The following is an 18,310-nucleotide window of genomic DNA, read 5'->3' as shown; positions in this document are numbered from 1 at the left end:
CACCCGCCAGGCCGTGATCTCGGTGCTGGTCGAGAACGAAGCCGGCGTGCTCGCGCGCGTGATCGGCCTGTTCTCCGGCCGCGGCTACAACATCGACAGCCTCACCGTCGCTGCCGTCGACGAGGAGAAGCACCTCAGCCGCATCACGATCGTCACCTCGGGCACGGCAATGGTGATTGAGCAGATCAAGGCGCAGCTCGATCGCCTGGTGCCGATCCACAAAGTGGCGGACTTGACGATGGAAGGCGCACACATCGCGCGCGAGATGGCGCTGATCAAGGTCGCGGGCGCGGGCGAGAAGCGTGTCGAGGCGCTGCGCATCGCCGACGCCTTCCGCGCCCGGGTGGTCGATGCGACTACGGAAAGCTTCGTCTTCGAGATGACCGGCGCGACCGACAAGCTCGATGCCTTCGCCGCGCTGATGCGCCCCCTCGGGCTGGTCGAGGTCAGCCGCACCGGTGTCGTCGCGATTGCGCGCGGGCCGAAGGGCATCCACGGCTGACCTGCTTGCCGGCCCGCCGGGCCGAGGCTAGACCCCACCCGAACCGTTCCACACACCACGAGGATACGCCCATGCGCGTCTACTACGACCGCGACGCCGATGTGAACCTGATCAAGGGGAAGAAGGTCGCGATCATCGGCTACGGCAGCCAGGGCCACGCCCATGCCAACAACCTGAAGGACAGCGGCGTCGCCGAGGTGGTCGTCGGGCTGCGCAAGGGCTCGGCCGGCGTGGCCAAGGCCGAGGGTGCGGGGTTCAAGGTGATGGACCCGGCGGATGCGGCGAAGTGGGCCGACCTGGTGACGGTGCTGACCCCGGACGAGGGGCAGGGCGACCTCTATCGCGACAAGCTCGGGCCGAACATGAAGGAGGGCTCGGCGCTGGTGTTCGCGCATGGCCTCAACATCCACTTCAACCTGATCGAGCCGCGCGCCGACATGGACGTTCTGATGATCGCGCCGAAGGGCCCCGGCCACACGGTGCGCAGCGAGTACCAGCGCGGCGGCGGCGTTCCCTGCCTCGTCGCGGTGGCACAGAACGCGTCGGGCAACGCGCTCGAACTCGGCCTCTCCTACGCCTCGGCGATCGGCGGCGGGCGCGCCGGCATCATCGAGACGACCTTCAAGGAGGAGTGCGAGACCGACCTGTTCGGCGAGCAGGTGGTGCTCTGCGGCGGGCTGGTGGAGCTCATCAAGGCCGGCTACGAGACGCTGGTCGAGGCTGGTTACGCGCCCGAGATGGCCTATTTCGAGTGCCTGCACGAGGTGAAGCTGATCGTCGACCTGATCTACGAGGGCGGCATCGCCAACATGAACTACTCGATCAGCAACACCGCCGAGTACGGCGAGTATGTCACTGGCCCGCGCATCATCACGGACGCCACCAAGGCCGAGATGCGGCGCGTGCTGGCCGACATCCAGTCGGGACGCTTCGCGCGCGACTGGATGCTCGAGAACCGTGTCAACCAGGCGTCGTTCAAGGCGACGCGCCGCAAGCTCGCCGAGCACCCGATCGAGCAGGTCGGCGAGAAGCTGCGCGCGATGATGCCGTGGATCAAGAAGAACGCGCTGGTGGACAAGAGCCGCAACTGACGCGCGTCGTCTGAGGCTTGCGCCGCCGCGCCCAGCCGGTCCAGGCTCGGCGGCAGAGGACGCCATGCCGCCTTCCGAGGTCATCCCGTTCCGCCGGCGCGAGCAGCCGCAACCCGAGCCCGTGCGTGGGCTCGAGCTGCTGCGCGCGGGCGCGGACAGCGCGCGGCCCGCCACCGTACTGTTCCTGCACGGAGCGTCGGGCGGGGCGTGGATGTGGGCCGAGCATCTGATGGGCGCGCTTGCCGCGTCGGGCTGGCGCACGGCCGCGCTGTCTTTCCGCGGCCACGGCGCGAGCGCAGGCCGCGAGGTGCTGCACGGATTCGGGCTGCTCGACTACCTGGTCGATGCGCGCCAGGCGATCGCGACACTCGGGGGGCCGGTGGTGCTGGTCGGGCATTCGCTCGGCGGGCTGGTCGCGCAGATGCTGCTGGGCGATCCGCGGATCCGCGGGCTGGTGCTGCTCGCGACCGTCACTCCAGAGGGGTTGGCGGGAGCGAACTGGCGGCTCGCCTTCACCGATCCGGTGCTGTGGCAGGAGGTGGCCCGCATGCCCTGGGCCGATGCCGGCGGGATCTCGCCGGTGCGGCTGAGGAGCGCCCTGTTCTCCGATGCGCTGCCGGATCATCTCGCCTGGGGCTACATCGCACGGCTGCAATCGGAGAGTCTGCGCGCGCTCGCCGAGGCGCAGTGGCCCCGGCCGGTCGCGTCGGCGCGGCTGCTCGGCGTGCCCGGGTTGGTGATCGGTTCGGGCGACGATCCCCTGGTCCCGTCGGACTCGCTGCTTCGCACCGCCTGGCTGCACGGCGCCGAGCACATCACGATGGATCGGCTCGGCCATGCGATGATGCTGGATGCCGGCTGGCCGCGCGTCGCCGAGGCCATCCTGCGCTTCCTGGCTGCACGGGTCCCCTGATCCAGGGCAGCGCCCAGAGCTTGTTTCGGCATCCCGGATCGGCGCATCGTTGCCGTGAGTGATGCCGGGAGGACCCTGAGATGCGCCTTCGCCTTCGTCGTCGTGCCGCGATTGTCGGCACCGCAGCCTCTCTCGCCTCGCCTGTGCTCGCGCAGGCCCGCTGGCCGGCGCAGCCGATCCGGCTCATCGTGCCGTTCGGGCCCGGCGGCTCAACCGACATCATCGCGCGTCTGATGGCCGAGCCGATGGGCGCCTTCCTCGGCCAGCCCGTGGTGGTCGAGAACCGGGCGGGCGGCGCGGCCACCGTCGGCACCGGCATCGCGGCAATGGCGGCACCGGACGGCTACACGCTGCTGTTTTCGACCATTTCGGGGCTCGCGGTCGGTTCGACGCTGTACCGCGACCGGATCCGCTGGAACGCCGACACGAGCTTCGCCCACATCGCGATCGTGTTCGGCACACCCTATCTGCTGCTGGTCAATCCGGCCTTCCCGGCGCACGACATGGCGGGGTTCCTGGCCGAGGCACGCCGGCGCGCGCAGGGGATCGAGGTCGCCTCCTCGGGCATCGGCTCGGTCAACCACCTGATGATCCTGCGCATGGCGAAGCTCGCCGGCGTCAATCTGCTGCACGTGCCATACCGTGGTGGCGCGCAGGCGGCGATGGACGCGATCGCGGGCACCGTACCGGCGACCATCGACAGCCTCACCGCGGCCTCGGCGCATATCCGTGCCGAGCGGTTGCGTCCGCTTGCGATCAGCAGCACGACGCGGATCACCGGGTTCGACACGATCCCGACCTTCCGCGAGACCGGCTTGGACATTGTCGCCGACGGCTGGGCGGGGATATGCGCGCCCGCCGGCACGCCGCGGCCGATCCTCGAGCGGATGGCGGAGGCGATCCGTCACGCCCAGGCGCAGACCACGGTGATGGAGCGGTTCGAGGCGACCGCGACACTGCCGGGCAAGCGCTACCTCGACGAGGCCCAGGACTTCGTGCGCTCGGAGGTTGCGGCCTGGGCTCCCCTGGTGATCGAGAGCGGCGCGACGCCGGAGGGCTAGGTCCGGTCCTGAGCTCAAGGTGCCGGAAGCAACGCGCCTCTGGTCGCAGGTTCGGTACTCCTGCGGCTTTGTGTGCCGACGCCGCGACCGCCGCCGATCCTGCGGCGGGCGATCCGCAGATCGCCCGCCGTCGCGACGCGGGCCTTGTCCCTGCGGCCGGCACGGGTCCAGCCCCTCGGCTATGCGTCAAGGCACCGGGCCGATACCATAGCGGCCAGTTGAGTGGGGCAAGTCGCGTCACCTGCGCGATCACCCGGTCCGCCCGGGCGCACGGCGTTGGAAGTGACGCAGCACGGGACACGAACGGAGCGCGATCATGTCATCAATCCGAGCGGTGCTTCGGAGGTCCCCCATCGCGGTCAGCATCTACCGGGGCCTGAAGCGTGTCGCCCATGACGTTTTTCCACCCGACCCAGCGCCGCCTCCAGCGGAGCCCGCGCCGCTGGCGCCGGCAGCCACTACTGCGTTGCATGCGCTGTCGCCCGCGGCCACGCCACCGGCCGCTGGAGCGGCGTGGAAGGAGAGCGACTTCGACATCTACCATCAGTACCCGCCGCACATCCTTTACACCTTCCGCGACAAGGACGCTGTCTTCCGCGAAGCGGTCACTGCGTATGCCAATGTGAGCGTCGAGGACGAGCCATCCGGCCTGCACACCGACCCCAACCGCGTTCTGCAGCTCTTTCAGCTGATCGCCGCGGCGAACCGGCTGCCCGCGGGCGACTATGTCGAGTTCGGCTCCCATCGCGGCTTCAGCCTGCGCGTCATCCACAAGTTCATGGACCCCGCGCGCACGCTCTATTCCTTTGACACTTTCGAGGGCTTCGACGACCGCGACATTTCGGTCGAGCAGCAGAAATACGACACACCCTGGACCGCCGGCTCCTTCGCGCCGACCTCCATGGAGCAGGTCGCGAAATACGTCGGCGACGGGATCTGGCCGGCGAACCTCAAGATCATCAAGGGCTGGTTTCCCGATTCTTACCGGGGCCTCGAGGACGTCCGCTGGCGCTTCGTGCATGTCGATTTCGACCTCTATCAGCCGATCAAGGCGGCGTTGGAGCGGAGTTGGGACCAGCTGCTGCCGGGCGGCGTCGTGGTGGTGCACGATTATGGCTGCTACGGTTTTCCCGCTGCGCGCGCCGCGGTGGATGAGTTCTGCGACGCCGTCGGCGTGGCGCCGATCGAGCTCGTCGACCGTTGGAGCAGCGCCGCGATCCGCAAGCCATTGCGCTAGCGGCCGGCCTGGACACTGCGCATGGACGGGACCGGAATGACCAAGACGACGAAGATCGTGGTGCCGGTCTGGGGCGACACCTATCTCGACACGTTCCTGGAATACAGCCTTCCGGCGCAGCTCGCCGCGCGCAACATCCCGGCTGTCGCACAGCACGCGCTGAAGGAGTACGTCATCTACACGGACCGCGAAGGGAAGTCGCGCTGCGAATGCCATGCGGCGATCCGCCGCCTCGCGGGCCTGACGCCCCTTCGCTACGAGTTCCTGGATTCACTCGAACCCTTCTCGGCCGGCGCCAACAAAATACGTGTGCAAGAGCGCATGCTATGACCGTGAGCTCGAGTCCGCATCGCGCGACGGCGATTGCGTGGTGATGCTGAACGCCGACATCCTGCTCGCGGAGAATTTCCTCTCCGAGGTGGCGGCGATCCTCGCGCAGGGGAAGACGGTCATCGAGGTCACCGGCGGCCGCGGCCTCCAGCACGCCATCGCTGCGGCAATCGATGGCCGGTTCCGCGCCGCCGACGGTACCGTCTCGATCACGACCGTTGAGCTGTCGCGCCTCTGGCTCGCGAACCTGCATCCCCAGCTGATGATGCATTTCGTGGACGGGCCGCACGGCACGCCCTTCCACCCCTCGCATCTCTATTGGGGCGTGGGCGAGCGTGGCGTGATCATCCGCGGCTTCCACCTCTACCCGATCGCGGTGAAGCCGCCCGCGAGCCGAGTCCGCTTCGCCGGAACGATCGACGACGATCTCGTCGCCCGCATCGGCGCGTCCTGGGACGAGAGGTTCATCGCCCAGGATAGCCGACGCCTCTTCTGCTGCGAGCTGAGCCCCGCCGAGCACCATGTCGGCGACGTTGCGCGTCGTGAGAACCTACGCAGTGTGATCAACTTCTACCTCGGCTATGCGCGGGAGAATGTCGCGAACCTGCGCCACGAGATCATCATCACCGATGAGGAGGAGCTCTCGGAGGCCTGGGTCACGAAACGCGCCGAGAGCGCCGCCTATGCCGAGGCGCTTGTCACAGAGCTGACGGAGGCCTTCCGGCGGCGCGACGTTGAGCGCGAGGCTGCCCTGGCCGAGGAGATCCGCGCTGCCGCCGCGCTTTGTCCGCCGCCGCCCGCGCACGAGTCCCCGTCGTTGCCCGGACTGACCCGCGGGGCGCTCCGCCGCCTGCGGTCCTGGCTGCGGTGAGCGGCGCGTGCGCGGGAACCGAACCGCAGGACGTCACGAGATTGCCGCCAAACGCGATCTGGTGCACTGGTCGGCCGCAGTCCACCGCGCGCTTGAGAGGCGGTAGAGCGCTGGCAGCCAGTCGTGCCGATCCGTGCGGCGCGGGCTGGCAGAGGGTTCGGCGGGCCGCAGGTCGTGGCCGCGACCCGTCCGGGTGGTGCCGGCCAAACGGATGACGCAGGTCTTGTCGGCCCGCCGCGAGGGATCGACCCGCACGCCCAGGCGCAGACCACGGTAATGGAGCGGTTCGAGGCGACCGCGACACTGCCGGGCAAGCGCTACCTCGACGAGGCCCAGGACTTCGTGCGCTCGGAGGTTGCGGCCTGGGCTCCCCTGGTGATCGAGAGCGGCGCGACGCCGGAGGGCTAGGCTGGCGCCAGCGGGCGGATCACTCGGTGGCGCGGACCCGGCACCGCGCGTGACCGGGCCAGCGCCTCGATGATGCCGACCATCGCCGCCGCCGCGGGGGTCGGCTCGACCCCGCGCCGTGTGACGATCCCCGTGTCGCGCCGCCAGGACGCCCGGGCCACGTCGAGCGGACGGATGTCGGGCATGGCGAGGGCGGCCAGCTGGCCCTCGGCCTGGAAGCTCAGGTAGGGGCCGCTGCGCATCAATGCGGTGCGGAGCGCCTGGACGTCGGTCTCGATCACCGGCTCGGGCGCGGCGAGTCCCTCGGCACGGAAGACCGCGCGCAGCCGCTCGACCATGTAGGGTCCGGGCGCAGGCAGGATCCAGGGGAAGTCGAGCAGGTCGGCGATCGCGAGGGACGGGCGGGCGCGCAGCGGATGCGCAACCGAGGCGACGACGCGATAGCGGTCGCTGAGCAGCGCAGTCTGCACGAGATCGGGCGCCGCGTCGGGTGACGCCTCGCCGACGGCGGCCAGCACGACGTCCAGCTCGCCCGCGCGCAACAGCGCCTTCAATGCGGCATCCATCCCCCCCACGACGCGGATGCGGACCCCCGGTCGGTCCGCACGGAACGCTGCGATCGCCTCGGGCAGCAGCGTCCCCTGCCAGGACGGTCCGGCGCCGATCCGAACCAGCCCGGCGCGGCCGCGCCGCAGCGCATCGAGCTCGAGGCTTGCGGCGTTCAGGCTCGCCCGCATCCCGCGCGCATGGCGGAGGAAGGCCTCGCCCGCCGCGGTCGGCCGTACGCCGCGCACGCTGCGCTCGAACAACTGGGCACTGCACTCGTCCTCGAGACGGCGGATCGCCTTGGTCAGGGCCGGCTGCGACAGGCCGAGCGCCGCCGCCGCGGCGCTCAGGCTGCCGTGCTCGGCGACTGCAAGGACCTGGTCGATGGCCCGCAGCTCCACGGTACCATTCCTTCGAATTATGGCTTCCCTTCCCAAAAGTTGTTGCCGCCGCTCCCGACCCGTTGTCAACATGATGTGCGCCAACAAGAAACGGAGACGCCAGGATGTCGATCACGGGAGGAGTCCCGCGCCGGAGCCTGCTCGCCGGCCCCGCGCTCATTGGGGTGCTCGCCGCTCGCCGGGCGGGCGCGCAGGCCACCTATCCGGCCCAGCCGATCCGCGTGATCGTGCCGACCGACCCGGGCGGCGCGATGGACGGGCTGGCGCGCGTGTTCCAGCGCGCCTTCGAGCAGACCAGGGCGATCCCGCGCAATGTGGTGATCGTGAACATGGCAGGCGCCGGCGGTACGATCGGCACGCGCGCGATCCGCGACGCCGCGCCGGACGGGCACACGATCGGGTTCTGGCACGACGGGCTCGTGACGTCCCGCGCGATGGGCGTGGTCGACTTCGACCACACCGCGTTCGAGATCATCGGCGCGACCGGCTTCGCCGAACTCGGCATCGCCACCGCCGCGAACGGGCGGTTCAAGACCTTCGCCGAGCTGCTCGACTTTGCGCGCAGCCGCCCGCGCGAGGTGACGGTGGCGGCGAACATCGGCCTGCCGGTGCATTTCGTGCCGATGCAGCTCGCCCAGGCGGCCGGCGTCGAGTTCCGCTACGTGCAGGCCGGCGGCGGTGCGCGGCGCTACCAGTCGCTGGTCGGCGGGCACACCGACATCGCCATGTTCTCGGTCTCGGAGCTGCTGCAGTTCGGCCAGACCGGCGTGCGCTCGATCCTGCTGCTCTCCGAGCGGCGCTCGCCGCAGCTGCCCGACGTGCCGACGGCGAAGGAGCTCGGCCTCGACGTGGTCTCGACCTCGGGGCGGATCTGGCTCGCGCCCAAGGGCACGCCGCCCGATCGCATCGCCTTCCTGCGCGAGGCGTTCCGCACGGCGATGAAGGACGAGCGGGTGGCGAAGCAGCTCACTGATTTCGGTCTCGAACCGATCTTCGTCGAGCCCGAGCGCGTCCTCGCGGAGCTGGATCGCTCGCTCGCGGAAACGCTGCCGCTGGTCGAGCGGGCGCGGCAGATTCAGCAGCCGGGCCGCTGATGGCCGACGCCGGCGGCGGCGGGCACGGCGGGGTGGCCGCGCTCGCCGGCGCGAGCCGCACGCCTGTCGCGGATCTCGGCCTCGCGCTCGGCGTGGCGCTGTTCGCCGGCGTGCTCTGGTGGCAGTCCGGGAAGGTGCCGCCCCCTTTCTTCGACCCGCTCGGTTCTGCCGCGGTGCCGCGCGGCATCGCGATCACGCTCGCCGTGCTCGCGGTCCTGGTCGCGGTCAGGGCCGTGCTCGGCCTTGGCGGCCGCGTGCGCGGCGGCAGTGCCGGGTACCGGCCGCGGCCCGACATCGCGCTCGGCATCATCCTGCTCGCGGTCACCTATCTCGGTGTGATGCATCTCGGCCTGCTCGGTTTCGAGCTCGCGAGCATCGCCTTCCTGGTCGCCGCGAGCGCGCTGCTTGGCCGGTTCGAGCGGAGAACCGTCGCCTTGGGCGTGGCGCTCGCCTTGATCCTGGGGATCGGCGGGACCTGGCTGTTCACCGGCTTCTTCTACATCGACCTGCCGCGCTGAGCCGATCGCCCGATGCTTGCCGACCTCGTCTCCGCGCTGGGCTACATCCTCAGTCCGGTGCCGTTCTTCTGGGTGCTGCTCGGCACGGGGCTCGGCATCTTCGTCGGCGCCGTCCCGGGGCTGACGGGCGGGATGCTGATCGCGCTCACCATGCCGCTGACGTTCTTCATGAACAGCACGCATGCGCTGGTGATGATGGTGGCGATGTATGTCGGCTCGGTCTCGGGTGGGCTGATCAGCGCCACACTCTTGCGCATGCCGGGCACGCCATCGTCGGTGATGACCACCTTCGACGGCTACCCGATGGCGCAGCGCGGCGAGGCGGAACGTGCGCTCGCGCTCTCGATCGGCGCCTCGCTGATCGGCGGCATGATCGCGGGGGTGTTTCTCGTCGTCCTGTCGCAACCGCTGTCGCGCTGGGCCACGACCTTCGGGCCATGGGAATACTTCGCGATGGTGCTGATGGCGCTGGTGCTGATCGCCTCGATCAGCCGGGGCTCGATGGTGAAGGGCCTGCTCGCCGGCGCGCTCGGTATTGCCTTCGCGCTGCCGGGCCTCAACCCGTCGGACGGCCAGCTCCGTCTCACGCTCGGCTGGCACGAGCTCGATGCCGGGTTTGCGCTGCTGCCGGTGCTGCTCGGCGTGTTCGTGATGAGCCAGATCATCGAGGACGCGGTCGAGATCGAGAAGCGTGCCGAGCCGATCCGGATCGGTGGGCAGCGGCTGCTGCTGAGCCTCTCCGTATGGCGGCGGTCCTGGGTGAACCTGCTGCGCTCCTCGGTGATCGGCACCTGGATCGGCATCCTCCCGGGCGTCGGGGCCTCGATCAGTTCGATGGTGGCGTATGCGACCGCGCGCAGCTTCTCGCGGACACCGGAACGGTTCGGCACCGGCCACGATGAGGGGATCGTCGCCTCGGAGGCCGCCAACAACGCCAATGTCGGCGGCGCGCTGATCCCGCTGATCACCATGGGAATCCCGGGCAGTCCGATCGATGCGATCCTGCTCGGCGCGCTGATCCTGCACAACATCCAGCCGGGACCGTTGCTGTTCGTGAACAACGCCGAGTTCGTCTGGGCGCTGATCGCGGCCTACCTGGTCGCGAACCTGCTGATGTTCGTGATCATGAGTGCGAGCGTGCGGGCGATCGCGCGGTTGATGCTGGTCAATCGGGCGCTGCTGCTGCCGGCGATCTTCGTGTTCTGCGTCGTCGGCGCCTATGCACTGCACAACCGCATGTTCGATGTCTGGGTGGTGATCCTGTTCGGCCTGATCGGCTTCGGGCTGCGGCGCTGCAATGTTCCCCTCGGGCCGTTCGTGATCGGCTTCGTGCTCGCGCGCATCCTCGAGGAGGAGCTGCGTTCCGGCATGCAGCTCTCGGCTGCCGGGTTCTGGGGCATCCTCGACCGGCCGATCGCGCTCAGCTTCCTTGGCGTCTCCGCGCTTACGCTCATCTGGCCGCTCGCGCAGGAGGTGCTGTCCCGCCGCCGCCGTAGCCAGGAGGAAATCGCTCCGTGACCGGCCACAACGTCCTGTTCTTCATGTCCGACGAGCACAGCAAGCGGGTCGCGGGCTGCTATGGCAACGGGATCATCCAGACGCCGAACATCGACCGCCTCGCCACCGAGGGCACGCTGTTCGAGAGCGCCTACACCAACTGTCCGATCTGCGTGCCCGCGCGCGCGTCCTTCGCCACCGGCCGCTACGTCCACGCGATCGGGCACTGGGACAACGCGCACCCCTATGCCGGCGTGCCGGAGGGCTGGGGGCATCGTCTGCTGGCGGCGGGGCATCGCTGCGAGTCGATCGGCAAGCTGCACTATCGCTCGATCGAGGACGCCAACGGCTTCGGCCGCGAGATCATGCCGCTGCACGTGCTGGAGGGGCGCGGCGACCTTCAGGGCATGGTCCGCCGCCCCCCGCCGAAGCGCCCCTCGACCGCGCAGCTCGCGGGCGATGCCGGCGAGGGGGACAGCAGCTACATCGGCTATGACCGCAGGATCCGGGACGCTGCGGTGCAGTGGATCGGCGAGGTCGCCGCGGCCCCGCCCGACAAGCCGTGGTGCCTGTTCGTCTCGTTCGTCTGCCCGCATTTTCCGCTGGTGGCACCGCCGGAGTTCTTCCGCCTCTATGATCCCGCGCGGATGCCGATGCCGCAGCTCCGCGCGCCCGGCGAACTGCCCGACCACCCGGTGGTGCGGACGCTGCGCGCGGTGCAGAACTACGAGGACCATTTCCGCGACGAGGCGCATGTGCGCCTCGCGATCGCGGCCTATTACGGCCTGGTCAGCTTCCTTGACGACAATGTCGGGCAGATCGTCCAGGCGCTCGACGCGGCCGGGCTCGGGCGCGACACGCTGGTCGTCTACACGAGCGATCACGGCGACAATCTCGGCGCGCGCACGCTCTGGGGCAAGTCGAACATGTACGAGGAGTCCGTCGGCATCCCGTTGATTCTGCGCGGCGCCGGGATCCCGCGCGGCAAGCGCGTGCGCACGCCGGTGAGCCTGGTGGACGGCTGCCAGACCATCGTCGAGACGGTGGGCGCTGGCCCGGTCTCCGATCCGCAGCTCCCGGGCCGCTCACTGGTCGGCGTAGCGCGCGCCGAGGACGACATGGAGCGTTCCGCGTTCAGCGAGTACCACGCGGTCGCCTCGGTCACCGGCATCTTCATGGTGCGGTTCGGGCGCTGGAAATACGTCCACTACGAGGGGTTCCGCCCGGAGCTTTACGACCTCGATGCGGATCCGTTGGAGACGCGCGACCTTGCCGGAGACGCCGCGCACGCGGCGGCGGTGGCCGAGGGCGAGCGTCGGCTGCGGCTGATCTGCGACCCGGCAGAGGTCACCGCGCGCGCCTTCGCCGACCAGGACAAGCGCATCGCGGCGCATGGCGGGGTGGACGCAGTGTTGAAGTCGGGGAACTTCCCCTACACGCCCGCGCCGGGGGAGGCGCCGCGCATCGCGCGGTAGGCGGCGGACAACGGGACACGAACAGAGATCGGGGCGGCCCCTCACTCGACGAGAGGGCCGCCCCGCGCAACTCATCCGATCCGGTCGCGGATCAGACGCTGTAGTACATCTCGAACTCGACCGGGTGCGGGGTGTGCTCGAACCGGAACACCTCGGTCCACTTCAGCGCGATATAGGCCTCGATCTGGTCGGCGTTGAACACGTCGCCCTTCAGCAGGAACTCGTGGTCCGCCTCGAGCGCGCCGAGCGCCTCGCGCAACGATCCGCACACGGTCGGGATGCCCTTCAGCTCCTCCGGCGGCAGGTCGTAGAGGTCCTTGTCCATCGCGTCGCCCGGATGGATGCGGTTCTGGATCCCGTCCAGCCCGGCCATCAGCATCGCCGCGAAGGCGAGATACGGATTGGCGGTCGGGTCGGGGAAGCGCACCTCGACGCGCTTCGCCTTGGGGCTGGTCGCGTACGGAATGCGGCAGGAGGCCGAGCGGTTGCGCGCCGAGTAGGCGAGCAGCACCGGCGCCTCGAAGCCCGGGATCAGGCGCTTGTAGGAGTTGGTCGAGGGGTTGGTGAACGCGTTCAGCGCCTTGGCGTGCTTGATGATGCCGCCGATGTAGTAGAGCGCGGTCTCGGAGAGGTCGGCATAGCCGTTGCCGGCGAAGGTCGGCTTGCCCTTCTTCCAGATCGACTGGTGGACGTGCATGCCTGAGCCGTTGTCGCCATAGATCGGCTTCGGCATGAAGGTCGCGGTCTTGCCGTAGCTGTGGGCGACGTTGTGGATGCAGTATTTGTAGATCTGCATCTGGTCGGCCATCGTCACCAGCGTATTGAACTTCATGCCGAGCTCATGCTGGGACTGCGCCACCTCGTGGTGGTGCTTCTCGATGATCACGCCCATCTCGCCCATGGTGGAGAGCATCTCGGCGCGCAGGTCGCTCTCGCTGTCCACCGGCGGGACCGGGAAGTAGCCGCCCTTCACCACGGGGCGGTGACCCATGTTGCCCTCGGGATAGTCCTTCAGGCTGGCCTGCGGGCCCTCCATGCTGTCGAGCTGGTAGATGCCGTAGTTGCCGCCCGTGCCGAACTTCACGTTGTCGAAGACAAAGAACTCGGCCTCGGGGCCGAAGAACGCGGTGTCGCCGATCCCCGTGGAGGCGAGATAGGCCTCGGCCTTCTTGGCCGTGCCGCGCGGGTCGCGGCCGTAGAGCTGTCCGGTGGAGGGCTCGAGGATGTCGCAGACCAGGATCAGGGAGGGCTTGGCCGCGAACGGGTCCATGACCGCCGTCTCGGCGTCCGGCATCAGGATCATGTCGGACTCGTTGATCGCCTTCCAGCCCGCGATCGAGGAGCCGTCGAACATGATGCCGTCGGTGAACGCGTCCTCGTCGATCGTGCTGACGTGCTGGGCGGTGTGCTGCCACTTCCCGCGCGGGTCGGTGAAGCGCAGATCGACATACTCGACCGAGTGCTCCTTCATCATCTCGAGCACTTTCTTGACTTCGGGCTTAGCAGCCATGGTCCCCTTCCTGTGTGTCTGCCGTGTTCATCGCTGGGTGACCGGGCCTGAACGGTCCCGATCGCTGACGGCCGGACGGTGTGCCCGCCCGGCGGCGCCCGCTGCCATGCACGGCGCGGGCCGGACTCTGTGGATGGCCGGGCGTGCGGCTAGATCGCCTCCTCGCCGCGCTCGCCGGTGCGGATGCGGATCGCCTCCTCGACCGTGGTGACGAAGATCTTGCCGTCGCCGATCCGGCCGGTGCGCGCGGCGTTCATGATCGCCTCGATCGCGCGATCGACCAGCCCGTCCTCGCACACGACCTCGATCTTCACCTTGGGCAGGAAGTCCACCACGTACTCGGCGCCGCGGTAGAGCTCGGTATGGCCCTTCTGGCGGCCGAATCCCTTGGCCTCGACCACGGTGATGCCCTGCAGCCCGACCTCGTGCAGCGCCTCCTTCACCTCGTCGAGCTTGAAGGGCTTGATGATGGCCTCGATCTTCTTCATGCGCCTTGTCCGCCGCCTGACCTGCGCGCCCCAACCGCGGCGCAATCCTGCCTTGCGCCGGTTACTTGCACGGGTTGTGCCGCGCGGGCAAGGCCGGCACCCGAGCGAAACGCTGGGCCACCTTGAACGCACCGAAGGGGGCACGGGCGGCGTGCATCTGCCTAATTTCCGGGCAGTCCTTGCGTGACCTCCGGGGCGCCGCCATAGTCGCTGCTTCGGTCCGGGGGATGCCGCCAGCGCGATGAAGCCGCACAACACCCTGCTCGCGAACACGGGCACCACGATCTTCACCGTCATGTCCGCGCTCGCGGTGCAGCATGGCGCGGTCAATCTCGGCCAGGGGTTTCCGGACGAGGACGGGCCGGCGGATGTGCTGCGGGCGGCCGCCGATGCGCTGCTCGACGGACGCAACCAGTACCCGCCCATGACCGGCGTGCCGGAGCTGCGCAGCGCGGTAGCCGCGGCGAACCGGCGCTTCTGGGGCATCGAGGCCGATCCCGCCTCCGAGGTCGTGGTCACCTCGGGGGCCACCGAGGCGATCACCGCCTGCCTGATGGCGCTGCTCGACCCGGGCGACGAGGTGGTGCTGATCGAGCCGCTCTACGACACCTACCTGCCGGTCGTGCGCATGCTGGGCGCGGTGCCGAAGCTGATGCGGCTCGAGCCGCCGAGATGGGACCTGCCGCGCGCCGCGCTCGCCGCCGCGTTCGGGCCCCGCACCAAGGCGATCCTGATGAATACGCCGCAGAACCCCTGCAGCAAGGTGTTCACCGCCGCCGAACTCGCCTTCATCGCCGACCTGCTGCAGAAGCACGACGCCTACGCGGTGTGCGACGAGGTCTATGAGCACCTGACCTTCGACGGCTGGCGCCACATCCCGCTGATGAGCCTGCCGGGCATGCGCGAGCGCTGCGCGCGCATCGGCAGCGCGGGCAAGACCTTCAGCCTCACGGGATGGAAGGTGGGCTACGTCACCGCGCCCAAGGCGCTGGCGCAGACGATCGCCAAGGCGCACCAGCTGCTTACCTTCACCACGCCGCCCAATCTCCAGCGCGCGGCGGCGCTCGGGTTGGGAAAGCCGGACGGGTATTTCCACGACCTCGCCGACGGGCTCGCCGCCAAGCGCGACCGGCTGGCCGCGGGGCTGGCCGAGCTCGGCTTCGGTGTGCTGGAGGCGAAGGGCACCTACTTCATCACCACCGATTTCCGCCCGCTCGGCTTCTCTGGCGACGACGTCGCGTTCTGCCGCTGGCTGACCGAGACGGCGAAGGTCACGGCGATCCCGGTCAGCGCCTTCTACGCCGATGCCGCCACCGCGCCGCGCCACTATGCCCGCTTCGCCTTCTGCAAGCACGACGCGACCCTGGACGAGGCGCTGCGGCGGATGCGCACGGCCTTCGCCGCGCGCGGGGCGGAGGCACCACGGGCGTTGACGGCATGACGCCCTCGGGCGTAGGAACCCGGCCCTCGGCGGCGGCCATAGCTCAGCTGGTAGAGCGCCAGGTTGTGGTCTTGGATGTCACGGGTTCGAGTCCCGTTGGTCGCCCCACTCTCCCCAGGATCCCCGCATGAATATCAGCCTTGCGGGCCGTCGTGCCCTGATCACCGGCGCCTCCGAGGGGCTCGGCCTCGCGATGGTGCGCCGCTTCGCGGCCTCGGGCGCGGACGTTGCGATGCTCGCCCGCCGGGCGGATGTGCTCAAGACGGCCGCCGCCGTCGTCCGCGAGGCCGCGCCCGGGCGCACGATCGTCGCGGTGCCCTGCGACGTCGCCAGCGCCGAGGCGATCGCCGCCGCGTGGCCGAAGGTCGAGGCCGCGCTCGGCGGTATCGACATCCTGGTCAACAACGCCGGCACGTCGAAGCGCGGACCGTTCCGCGACATCACGGACGCCGAGTGGCAGGCCGATCTCGACCTGAAGCTGTTCGCCGCGATCCGCCTCGCCCGCCTCGCCTGGCCCGGCATGGCACAGCGCGGCTGGGGCCGCATCATCAACGTGCTGAACATCGGCGCCAAGGCCCCGCCGGCCGAGGGCGCGCCGACCGCCGTCAGCCGCGCGGCCGGAATGGCGCTGACCAAGGTGCTCGCGAACGAAGGGGCACCCAAGGGCATCCTGGTGAACGCGCTGCTGGTCGGCATCATCGAGAGCGCGCAATGGGTGCGCCGCCACGCCGCCGAGAAGCGCAACATCACCTGGGAGCAGTGGTGCGCCGAACAGGGCAAGGCGGTGCCGCTCGGCCGGCTCGGCACGGCCGAGGAGTTCGCCAACGTTGCCTGCTTCCTCGCCTCCGACGCGGCCGGCTACGTCACCGGCACCGCGATCAATGTCGATGGCGGGCGCAGCCCGGTGGTCTGATCAGCCTTTCAGCATCCCCACCATCACGCTGATCAGATAGGTCTCCACCCGCTTGCCGAGCTCGGTCATCACCGCATAGTCGCGGCAGTCGCCCGGCCGCGACGGGTCGGAGCGCGCCTCCACCAACCCGAGATGGGCGAGCCGGCGCATCCCGGCGCGGTATTCGGCGTCCAGGCTGCCGCAGTAGATCGCGTTCTGGTCCATATCCAGGAAGGTGCGCAGCACGTCCGCATCCATTGCCGCGACCGCGCGCGCCACCTCTGGGTTCGGTGCCGGCAGGGTGTGCGGGGTGACGCGCAGCGGGATGTCACCCAGCCGCACGACGCCCGCGCCGTCGCCGTGCAGCGCCTCGATCGTCGTCCGGATCGGATCGAGCAGCAGGACCAGCAGCAGCACGACGACCGCCGGCCAGCGCAGCGACTTGACGAAGTCGATGAAGGCGATCACGCGGTCACCCCCGTGCGGGGGCAGGGTGGGCACCGACATGGACGGGTCCTTCCGGCTCGGGATGCAACCGGCAGTATAGCGGGAGAGGTTGACCAATGCTGACTGTGGCGATCGGCGGGCTCGGCGCCATCGGGCTGAAGCTGGCGCAGGCGCTGGATGCCGGCGTGGACGGGCTGCGGCTGACGGCGGTCTCGGCGCGCGACCGGGAGAAGGCGGCGGCCAATCTCGCTGCCTTCAAGGCCCCGCCCGCGATCGTCGGGCTCGGCGAGCTGGCCGCGCACGCCGACATCGTGGTCGAGGCGGCGCCCGCGTCGGTGTTCGAGCAGATCGTCGGCCCGGCGGTGGCAGCCGGGCGGATCGCGGTGGTGTCCTCGGTCGGCGCGCTGCTGCCGCGCATGCATCTCGTCGATCAGGCGAAGGCGGCGGGCGGGCGGATCATCGTGCCCACCGGCGCGCTGCTCGGGCTTGACGCGGTGCGCGCCGCCGCCGAGGGCGCGGTCGAGAGCGTCACCCTGGTCACCCGCAAGCCGCCGCGCGGGCTGGCCGGTGCGCCGTATCTCGACGAGCACGGTATCGACGTGCTGGCGATCACCGAGCCCACGCGCATCTTCGCCGGCTCCGCGCGCCAGGGCGCGAAGGGGTTCCCGGCGAACGTGAACGTCGCGGCCGCGCTCGCGCTCGCCGGGATCGGGCCGGACTGCACCACGCTGGAGATCTGGGCCGACCCGACGGTCACCCGCAACACCCACACCGTGAAGGTCGAGGCCGACACGGTGCGGCTCGCCATGACGATCGAGAACGTGCCCTCCGAGGAGAACCCCCGCACGGGCAGGATCACGCCGCTCAGCCTGCTGGCCTGCCTGCGCGGGCTGGTGTCGACGCTGAAGGTCGGCAGCTAGGGTCGAACGGAGCACCAGGGCGCCCCGAGGCGCTGCCCCGCAGGCTCGCCCCGCCCCCGCCGCCGTGCTACCTCCACGCCCCAGCAAGCCGGCACATCCCCATGATCATCGGCCTCGGCAGCGACATCTGCGACATCCGCCGGATCGAGGCGACGCTCGCCCGCTACGGCGCCCGCTTCACCGCCCGCGTCTTCACCCAGGGCGAGCAGGCCAAGGCCAACCGCCGCGCCGCCCGTGCCGCCACCTACGCCCGCCGCTTCGCCGCCAAGGAGGCCTGCGCCAAGGCGCTCGGCACGGGGCTCCGCCACGGCGTGTTCTGGCGCGACATGGAGGTCGTGAACCTCCCCTCCGGCCAGCCGACCATGCGGCTCGCGAATGGCGCGGCCGCCCGCCTCGCCGCGATCACGCCCCCCGGCATGGCGGCGCGGATCACCGTCACGCTGACCGACGAGCCGCCCTATGCGCAGGCGATCGTGATCATCAGCGCCGTCCCGTCCGGCTGAGCCCCCGCTTGCTTGACAAGCCTCCCCCCACCGGGCAAGTCCGCCCAACCGCAGCGCCTGAGACGAAGGGCGCCCAATCCTCGCAGGCCCCCGGACCCTCCATGGCGAAGCGCAAATCGGGCGGCTGGCTCGAGACGATCAAGACCGTCGTCTATGCCGGCCTGA

Annotated in this window: 20 protein-coding genes and 1 tRNA gene; 17 read left to right on the top strand and 4 right to left on the bottom strand. The window is 69.8% G+C overall.

The window, feature by feature from the left end:
* The 8 genes from ilvN to ACTIFU_RS15290 form a co-directional block, all read left to right on the top strand.
* Window positions 1-502, top strand: a 502-nt coding sequence (ilvN, locus tag ACTIFU_RS15325; RefSeq protein ID WP_439579188.1) for an acetolactate synthase small subunit, incomplete at its 5' end; no start/stop codon positions are given.
* A 71-nt stretch (window positions 503-573) separates the two neighbouring features.
* Window positions 574-1,593: a ketol-acid reductoisomerase gene (gene ilvC, locus ACTIFU_RS15320; RefSeq protein ID WP_439579187.1), complete on the top strand. Its 1,020-nt coding sequence runs from the start codon at window positions 574-576 to the stop codon at window positions 1,591-1,593.
* A 64-nt stretch (window positions 1,594-1,657) separates the two neighbouring features.
* Window positions 1,658-2,506: an alpha/beta hydrolase gene (locus ACTIFU_RS15315; protein WP_439579186.1), complete on the top strand. Its 849-nt coding sequence runs from the start codon at window positions 1,658-1,660 to the stop codon at window positions 2,504-2,506.
* Window positions 2,507-2,586: 80 nt separating this feature from the next.
* Window positions 2,587-3,567, top strand: a complete 981-nt coding sequence (locus tag ACTIFU_RS15310; protein WP_439579185.1) for a Bug family tripartite tricarboxylate transporter substrate binding protein — start codon at window positions 2,587-2,589, stop codon at window positions 3,565-3,567.
* A 466-nt stretch (window positions 3,568-4,033) separates the two neighbouring features.
* Window positions 4,034-4,804: a TylF/MycF/NovP-related O-methyltransferase gene (locus tag ACTIFU_RS15305; protein WP_439579184.1), complete on the top strand. Its 771-nt coding sequence runs from the start codon at window positions 4,034-4,036 to the stop codon at window positions 4,802-4,804.
* A gap of 36 nt (window positions 4,805-4,840) precedes the next feature.
* Window positions 4,841-5,134 (top strand): hypothetical protein, encoded by a 294-nt coding sequence (locus ACTIFU_RS15300; RefSeq protein ID WP_439579183.1) that lies wholly within the window; start codon window positions 4,841-4,843, stop codon window positions 5,132-5,134.
* A 43-nt stretch (window positions 5,135-5,177) separates the two neighbouring features.
* Window positions 5,178-6,005, top strand: coding sequence for a hypothetical protein (locus ACTIFU_RS15295; RefSeq protein WP_439579182.1), 828 nt, complete (start codon window positions 5,178-5,180; stop codon window positions 6,003-6,005).
* 174 nt (window positions 6,006-6,179) lie between these two features.
* Window positions 6,180-6,413, top strand: coding sequence for a hypothetical protein (locus tag ACTIFU_RS15290; RefSeq protein WP_439579181.1), 234 nt, complete (start codon window positions 6,180-6,182; stop codon window positions 6,411-6,413).
* On the opposite strand, the gene ACTIFU_RS15285 is transcribed toward ACTIFU_RS15290, so the two are convergent.
* The gene (locus ACTIFU_RS15285; RefSeq protein ID WP_439579180.1) at window positions 6,410-7,360 is read right to left on the bottom strand and encodes a LysR family transcriptional regulator; all 951 of its coding nucleotides are present in this window, start codon (window positions 7,358-7,360) and stop codon (window positions 6,410-6,412) included. The genes ACTIFU_RS15290 and ACTIFU_RS15285 overlap by 4 nt on opposite strands.
* A gap of 104 nt (window positions 7,361-7,464) precedes the next feature.
* Here ACTIFU_RS15285 and ACTIFU_RS15280 point away from each other — a divergent pair, with 104 nt between their 5' ends.
* The 4 genes from ACTIFU_RS15280 to ACTIFU_RS15265 are packed head-to-tail and all read left to right on the top strand — an operon-like array spanning window position 7,465 to window position 11,944.
* Window positions 7,465-8,454 carry a Bug family tripartite tricarboxylate transporter substrate binding protein gene (locus ACTIFU_RS15280; protein ID WP_439579179.1) on the top strand — a complete coding sequence of 330 codons (990 nt, stop codon included), beginning with the start codon at window positions 7,465-7,467 and terminating at the stop codon, window positions 8,452-8,454.
* Window positions 8,454-8,972: a tripartite tricarboxylate transporter TctB family protein gene (locus tag ACTIFU_RS15275; RefSeq protein ID WP_439579178.1), complete on the top strand. Its 519-nt coding sequence runs from the start codon at window positions 8,454-8,456 to the stop codon at window positions 8,970-8,972. Before ACTIFU_RS15280 ends, ACTIFU_RS15275 begins: the two co-directional genes overlap by 1 nt.
* A gap of 12 nt (window positions 8,973-8,984) precedes the next feature.
* Window positions 8,985-10,490 (top strand): tripartite tricarboxylate transporter permease, encoded by a 1,506-nt coding sequence (locus ACTIFU_RS15270; RefSeq protein ID WP_439579177.1) that lies wholly within the window; start codon window positions 8,985-8,987, stop codon window positions 10,488-10,490.
* Entirely contained in the window at window positions 10,487-11,944 is a 1,458-nt protein-coding gene (locus ACTIFU_RS15265; RefSeq protein WP_439579176.1) for a sulfatase-like hydrolase/transferase, read from the top strand. The genes ACTIFU_RS15270 and ACTIFU_RS15265 overlap by 4 nt, the downstream gene beginning before the upstream one ends.
* Window positions 11,945-12,035: 91 nt before the next feature.
* Here ACTIFU_RS15265 and glnA read toward each other — a convergent pair whose 3' ends face one another.
* The gene (gene glnA, locus ACTIFU_RS15260; RefSeq protein ID WP_439579175.1) at window positions 12,036-13,454 is read right to left on the bottom strand and encodes a type I glutamate--ammonia ligase; all 1,419 of its coding nucleotides are present in this window, start codon (window positions 13,452-13,454) and stop codon (window positions 12,036-12,038) included.
* Between the two features lie 149 nt (window positions 13,455-13,603).
* A complete protein-coding gene (locus ACTIFU_RS15255; RefSeq protein ID WP_439579174.1) occupies window positions 13,604-13,942 on the bottom strand; it encodes a P-II family nitrogen regulator in 339 nt (112 codons plus the stop codon).
* A 241-nt stretch (window positions 13,943-14,183) separates the two neighbouring features.
* Here ACTIFU_RS15255 and ACTIFU_RS15250 point away from each other — a divergent pair, with 241 nt between their 5' ends.
* The 3 genes from ACTIFU_RS15250 (at window position 14,184) to ACTIFU_RS15240 (ending at window position 16,296) form a co-directional block, all read left to right on the top strand.
* On the top strand, window positions 14,184-15,383 hold the full coding sequence (locus tag ACTIFU_RS15250; RefSeq protein ID WP_439579173.1) for an aminotransferase: 1,200 nt from the start codon (window positions 14,184-14,186) through the stop codon (window positions 15,381-15,383).
* A 32-nt stretch (window positions 15,384-15,415) separates the two neighbouring features.
* Window positions 15,416-15,491 (top strand) — tRNA-His (locus ACTIFU_RS15245).
* Window positions 15,492-15,510: 19 nt separating this feature from the next.
* The gene (locus tag ACTIFU_RS15240; protein WP_439579172.1) at window positions 15,511-16,296 is read left to right on the top strand and encodes an SDR family oxidoreductase; all 786 of its coding nucleotides are present in this window, start codon (window positions 15,511-15,513) and stop codon (window positions 16,294-16,296) included.
* Here the strand turns inward: ACTIFU_RS15240 and ACTIFU_RS15235 are convergent, their stop codons facing one another.
* Window positions 16,297-16,782, bottom strand: coding sequence for a hypothetical protein (locus ACTIFU_RS15235; RefSeq protein WP_439579171.1), 486 nt, complete (start codon window positions 16,780-16,782; stop codon window positions 16,297-16,299).
* Window positions 16,783-16,838: 56 nt separating this feature from the next.
* Here ACTIFU_RS15235 and ACTIFU_RS15230 point away from each other — a divergent pair, with 56 nt between their 5' ends.
* On the top strand, window positions 16,839-17,642 hold the full coding sequence (locus ACTIFU_RS15230) for an aspartate dehydrogenase (protein ID WP_439579170.1): 804 nt from the start codon (window positions 16,839-16,841) through the stop codon (window positions 17,640-17,642).
* 101 nt (window positions 17,643-17,743) lie between these two features.
* The gene (gene acpS / locus ACTIFU_RS15225; RefSeq protein ID WP_439579169.1) at window positions 17,744-18,145 is read left to right on the top strand and encodes a holo-ACP synthase; all 402 of its coding nucleotides are present in this window, start codon (window positions 17,744-17,746) and stop codon (window positions 18,143-18,145) included.
* Window positions 18,146-18,310: the final 165 nt, after the last annotated feature.

This window comes from Elioraea sp., assembly GCF_051860475.1.
Lineage (GTDB): Bacteria > Pseudomonadota > Alphaproteobacteria > Acetobacterales > Acetobacteraceae > Elioraea.
Note: the sequence above shows the minus strand (reverse complement) of the source record. Positions and strands in the feature narration are given on the sequence as shown.

What these genes read in the sequence shown, in the direction of transcription:
- ACTIFU_RS15270 (WP_439579177.1), top strand. Translation starts at nt 8,985, where the DNA reads ATGCTTGCCGACCTCGTCTCCGCGCTGGGCTACATCCTCAGTCCGGTG.
- acpS (WP_439579169.1), top strand. Translation starts at nt 17,744, where the DNA reads ATGATCATCGGCCTCGGCAGCGACATCTGCGACATCCGCCGGATCGAG.
- ACTIFU_RS15310 (WP_439579185.1), top strand. Translation starts at nt 2,587, where the DNA reads ATGCGCCTTCGCCTTCGTCGTCGTGCCGCGATTGTCGGCACCGCAGCC.
- ACTIFU_RS15255 (WP_439579174.1), bottom strand. Translation starts at nt 13,942, where the DNA reads ATGAAGAAGATCGAGGCCATCATCAAGCCCTTCAAGCTCGACGAGGTG.
- ilvC (WP_439579187.1), top strand. Translation starts at nt 574, where the DNA reads ATGCGCGTCTACTACGACCGCGACGCCGATGTGAACCTGATCAAGGGG.
- ACTIFU_RS15315 (WP_439579186.1), top strand. Translation starts at nt 1,658, where the DNA reads ATGCCGCCTTCCGAGGTCATCCCGTTCCGCCGGCGCGAGCAGCCGCAA.
- ACTIFU_RS15250 (WP_439579173.1), top strand. Translation starts at nt 14,184, where the DNA reads ATGAAGCCGCACAACACCCTGCTCGCGAACACGGGCACCACGATCTTC.
- ACTIFU_RS15280 (WP_439579179.1), top strand. Translation starts at nt 7,465, where the DNA reads ATGTCGATCACGGGAGGAGTCCCGCGCCGGAGCCTGCTCGCCGGCCCC.
- ACTIFU_RS15295 (WP_439579182.1), top strand. Translation starts at nt 5,178, where the DNA reads ATGCTGAACGCCGACATCCTGCTCGCGGAGAATTTCCTCTCCGAGGTG.
- ACTIFU_RS15230 (WP_439579170.1), top strand. Translation starts at nt 16,839, where the DNA reads ATGCTGACTGTGGCGATCGGCGGGCTCGGCGCCATCGGGCTGAAGCTG.
- ACTIFU_RS15300 (WP_439579183.1), top strand. Translation starts at nt 4,841, where the DNA reads ATGACCAAGACGACGAAGATCGTGGTGCCGGTCTGGGGCGACACCTAT.
- ACTIFU_RS15235 (WP_439579171.1), bottom strand. Translation starts at nt 16,782, where the DNA reads ATGTCGGTGCCCACCCTGCCCCCGCACGGGGGTGACCGCGTGATCGCC.
- ACTIFU_RS15240 (WP_439579172.1), top strand. Translation starts at nt 15,511, where the DNA reads ATGAATATCAGCCTTGCGGGCCGTCGTGCCCTGATCACCGGCGCCTCC.
- ACTIFU_RS15275 (WP_439579178.1), top strand. Translation starts at nt 8,454, where the DNA reads ATGGCCGACGCCGGCGGCGGCGGGCACGGCGGGGTGGCCGCGCTCGCC.
- glnA (WP_439579175.1), bottom strand. Translation starts at nt 13,454, where the DNA reads ATGGCTGCTAAGCCCGAAGTCAAGAAAGTGCTCGAGATGATGAAGGAG.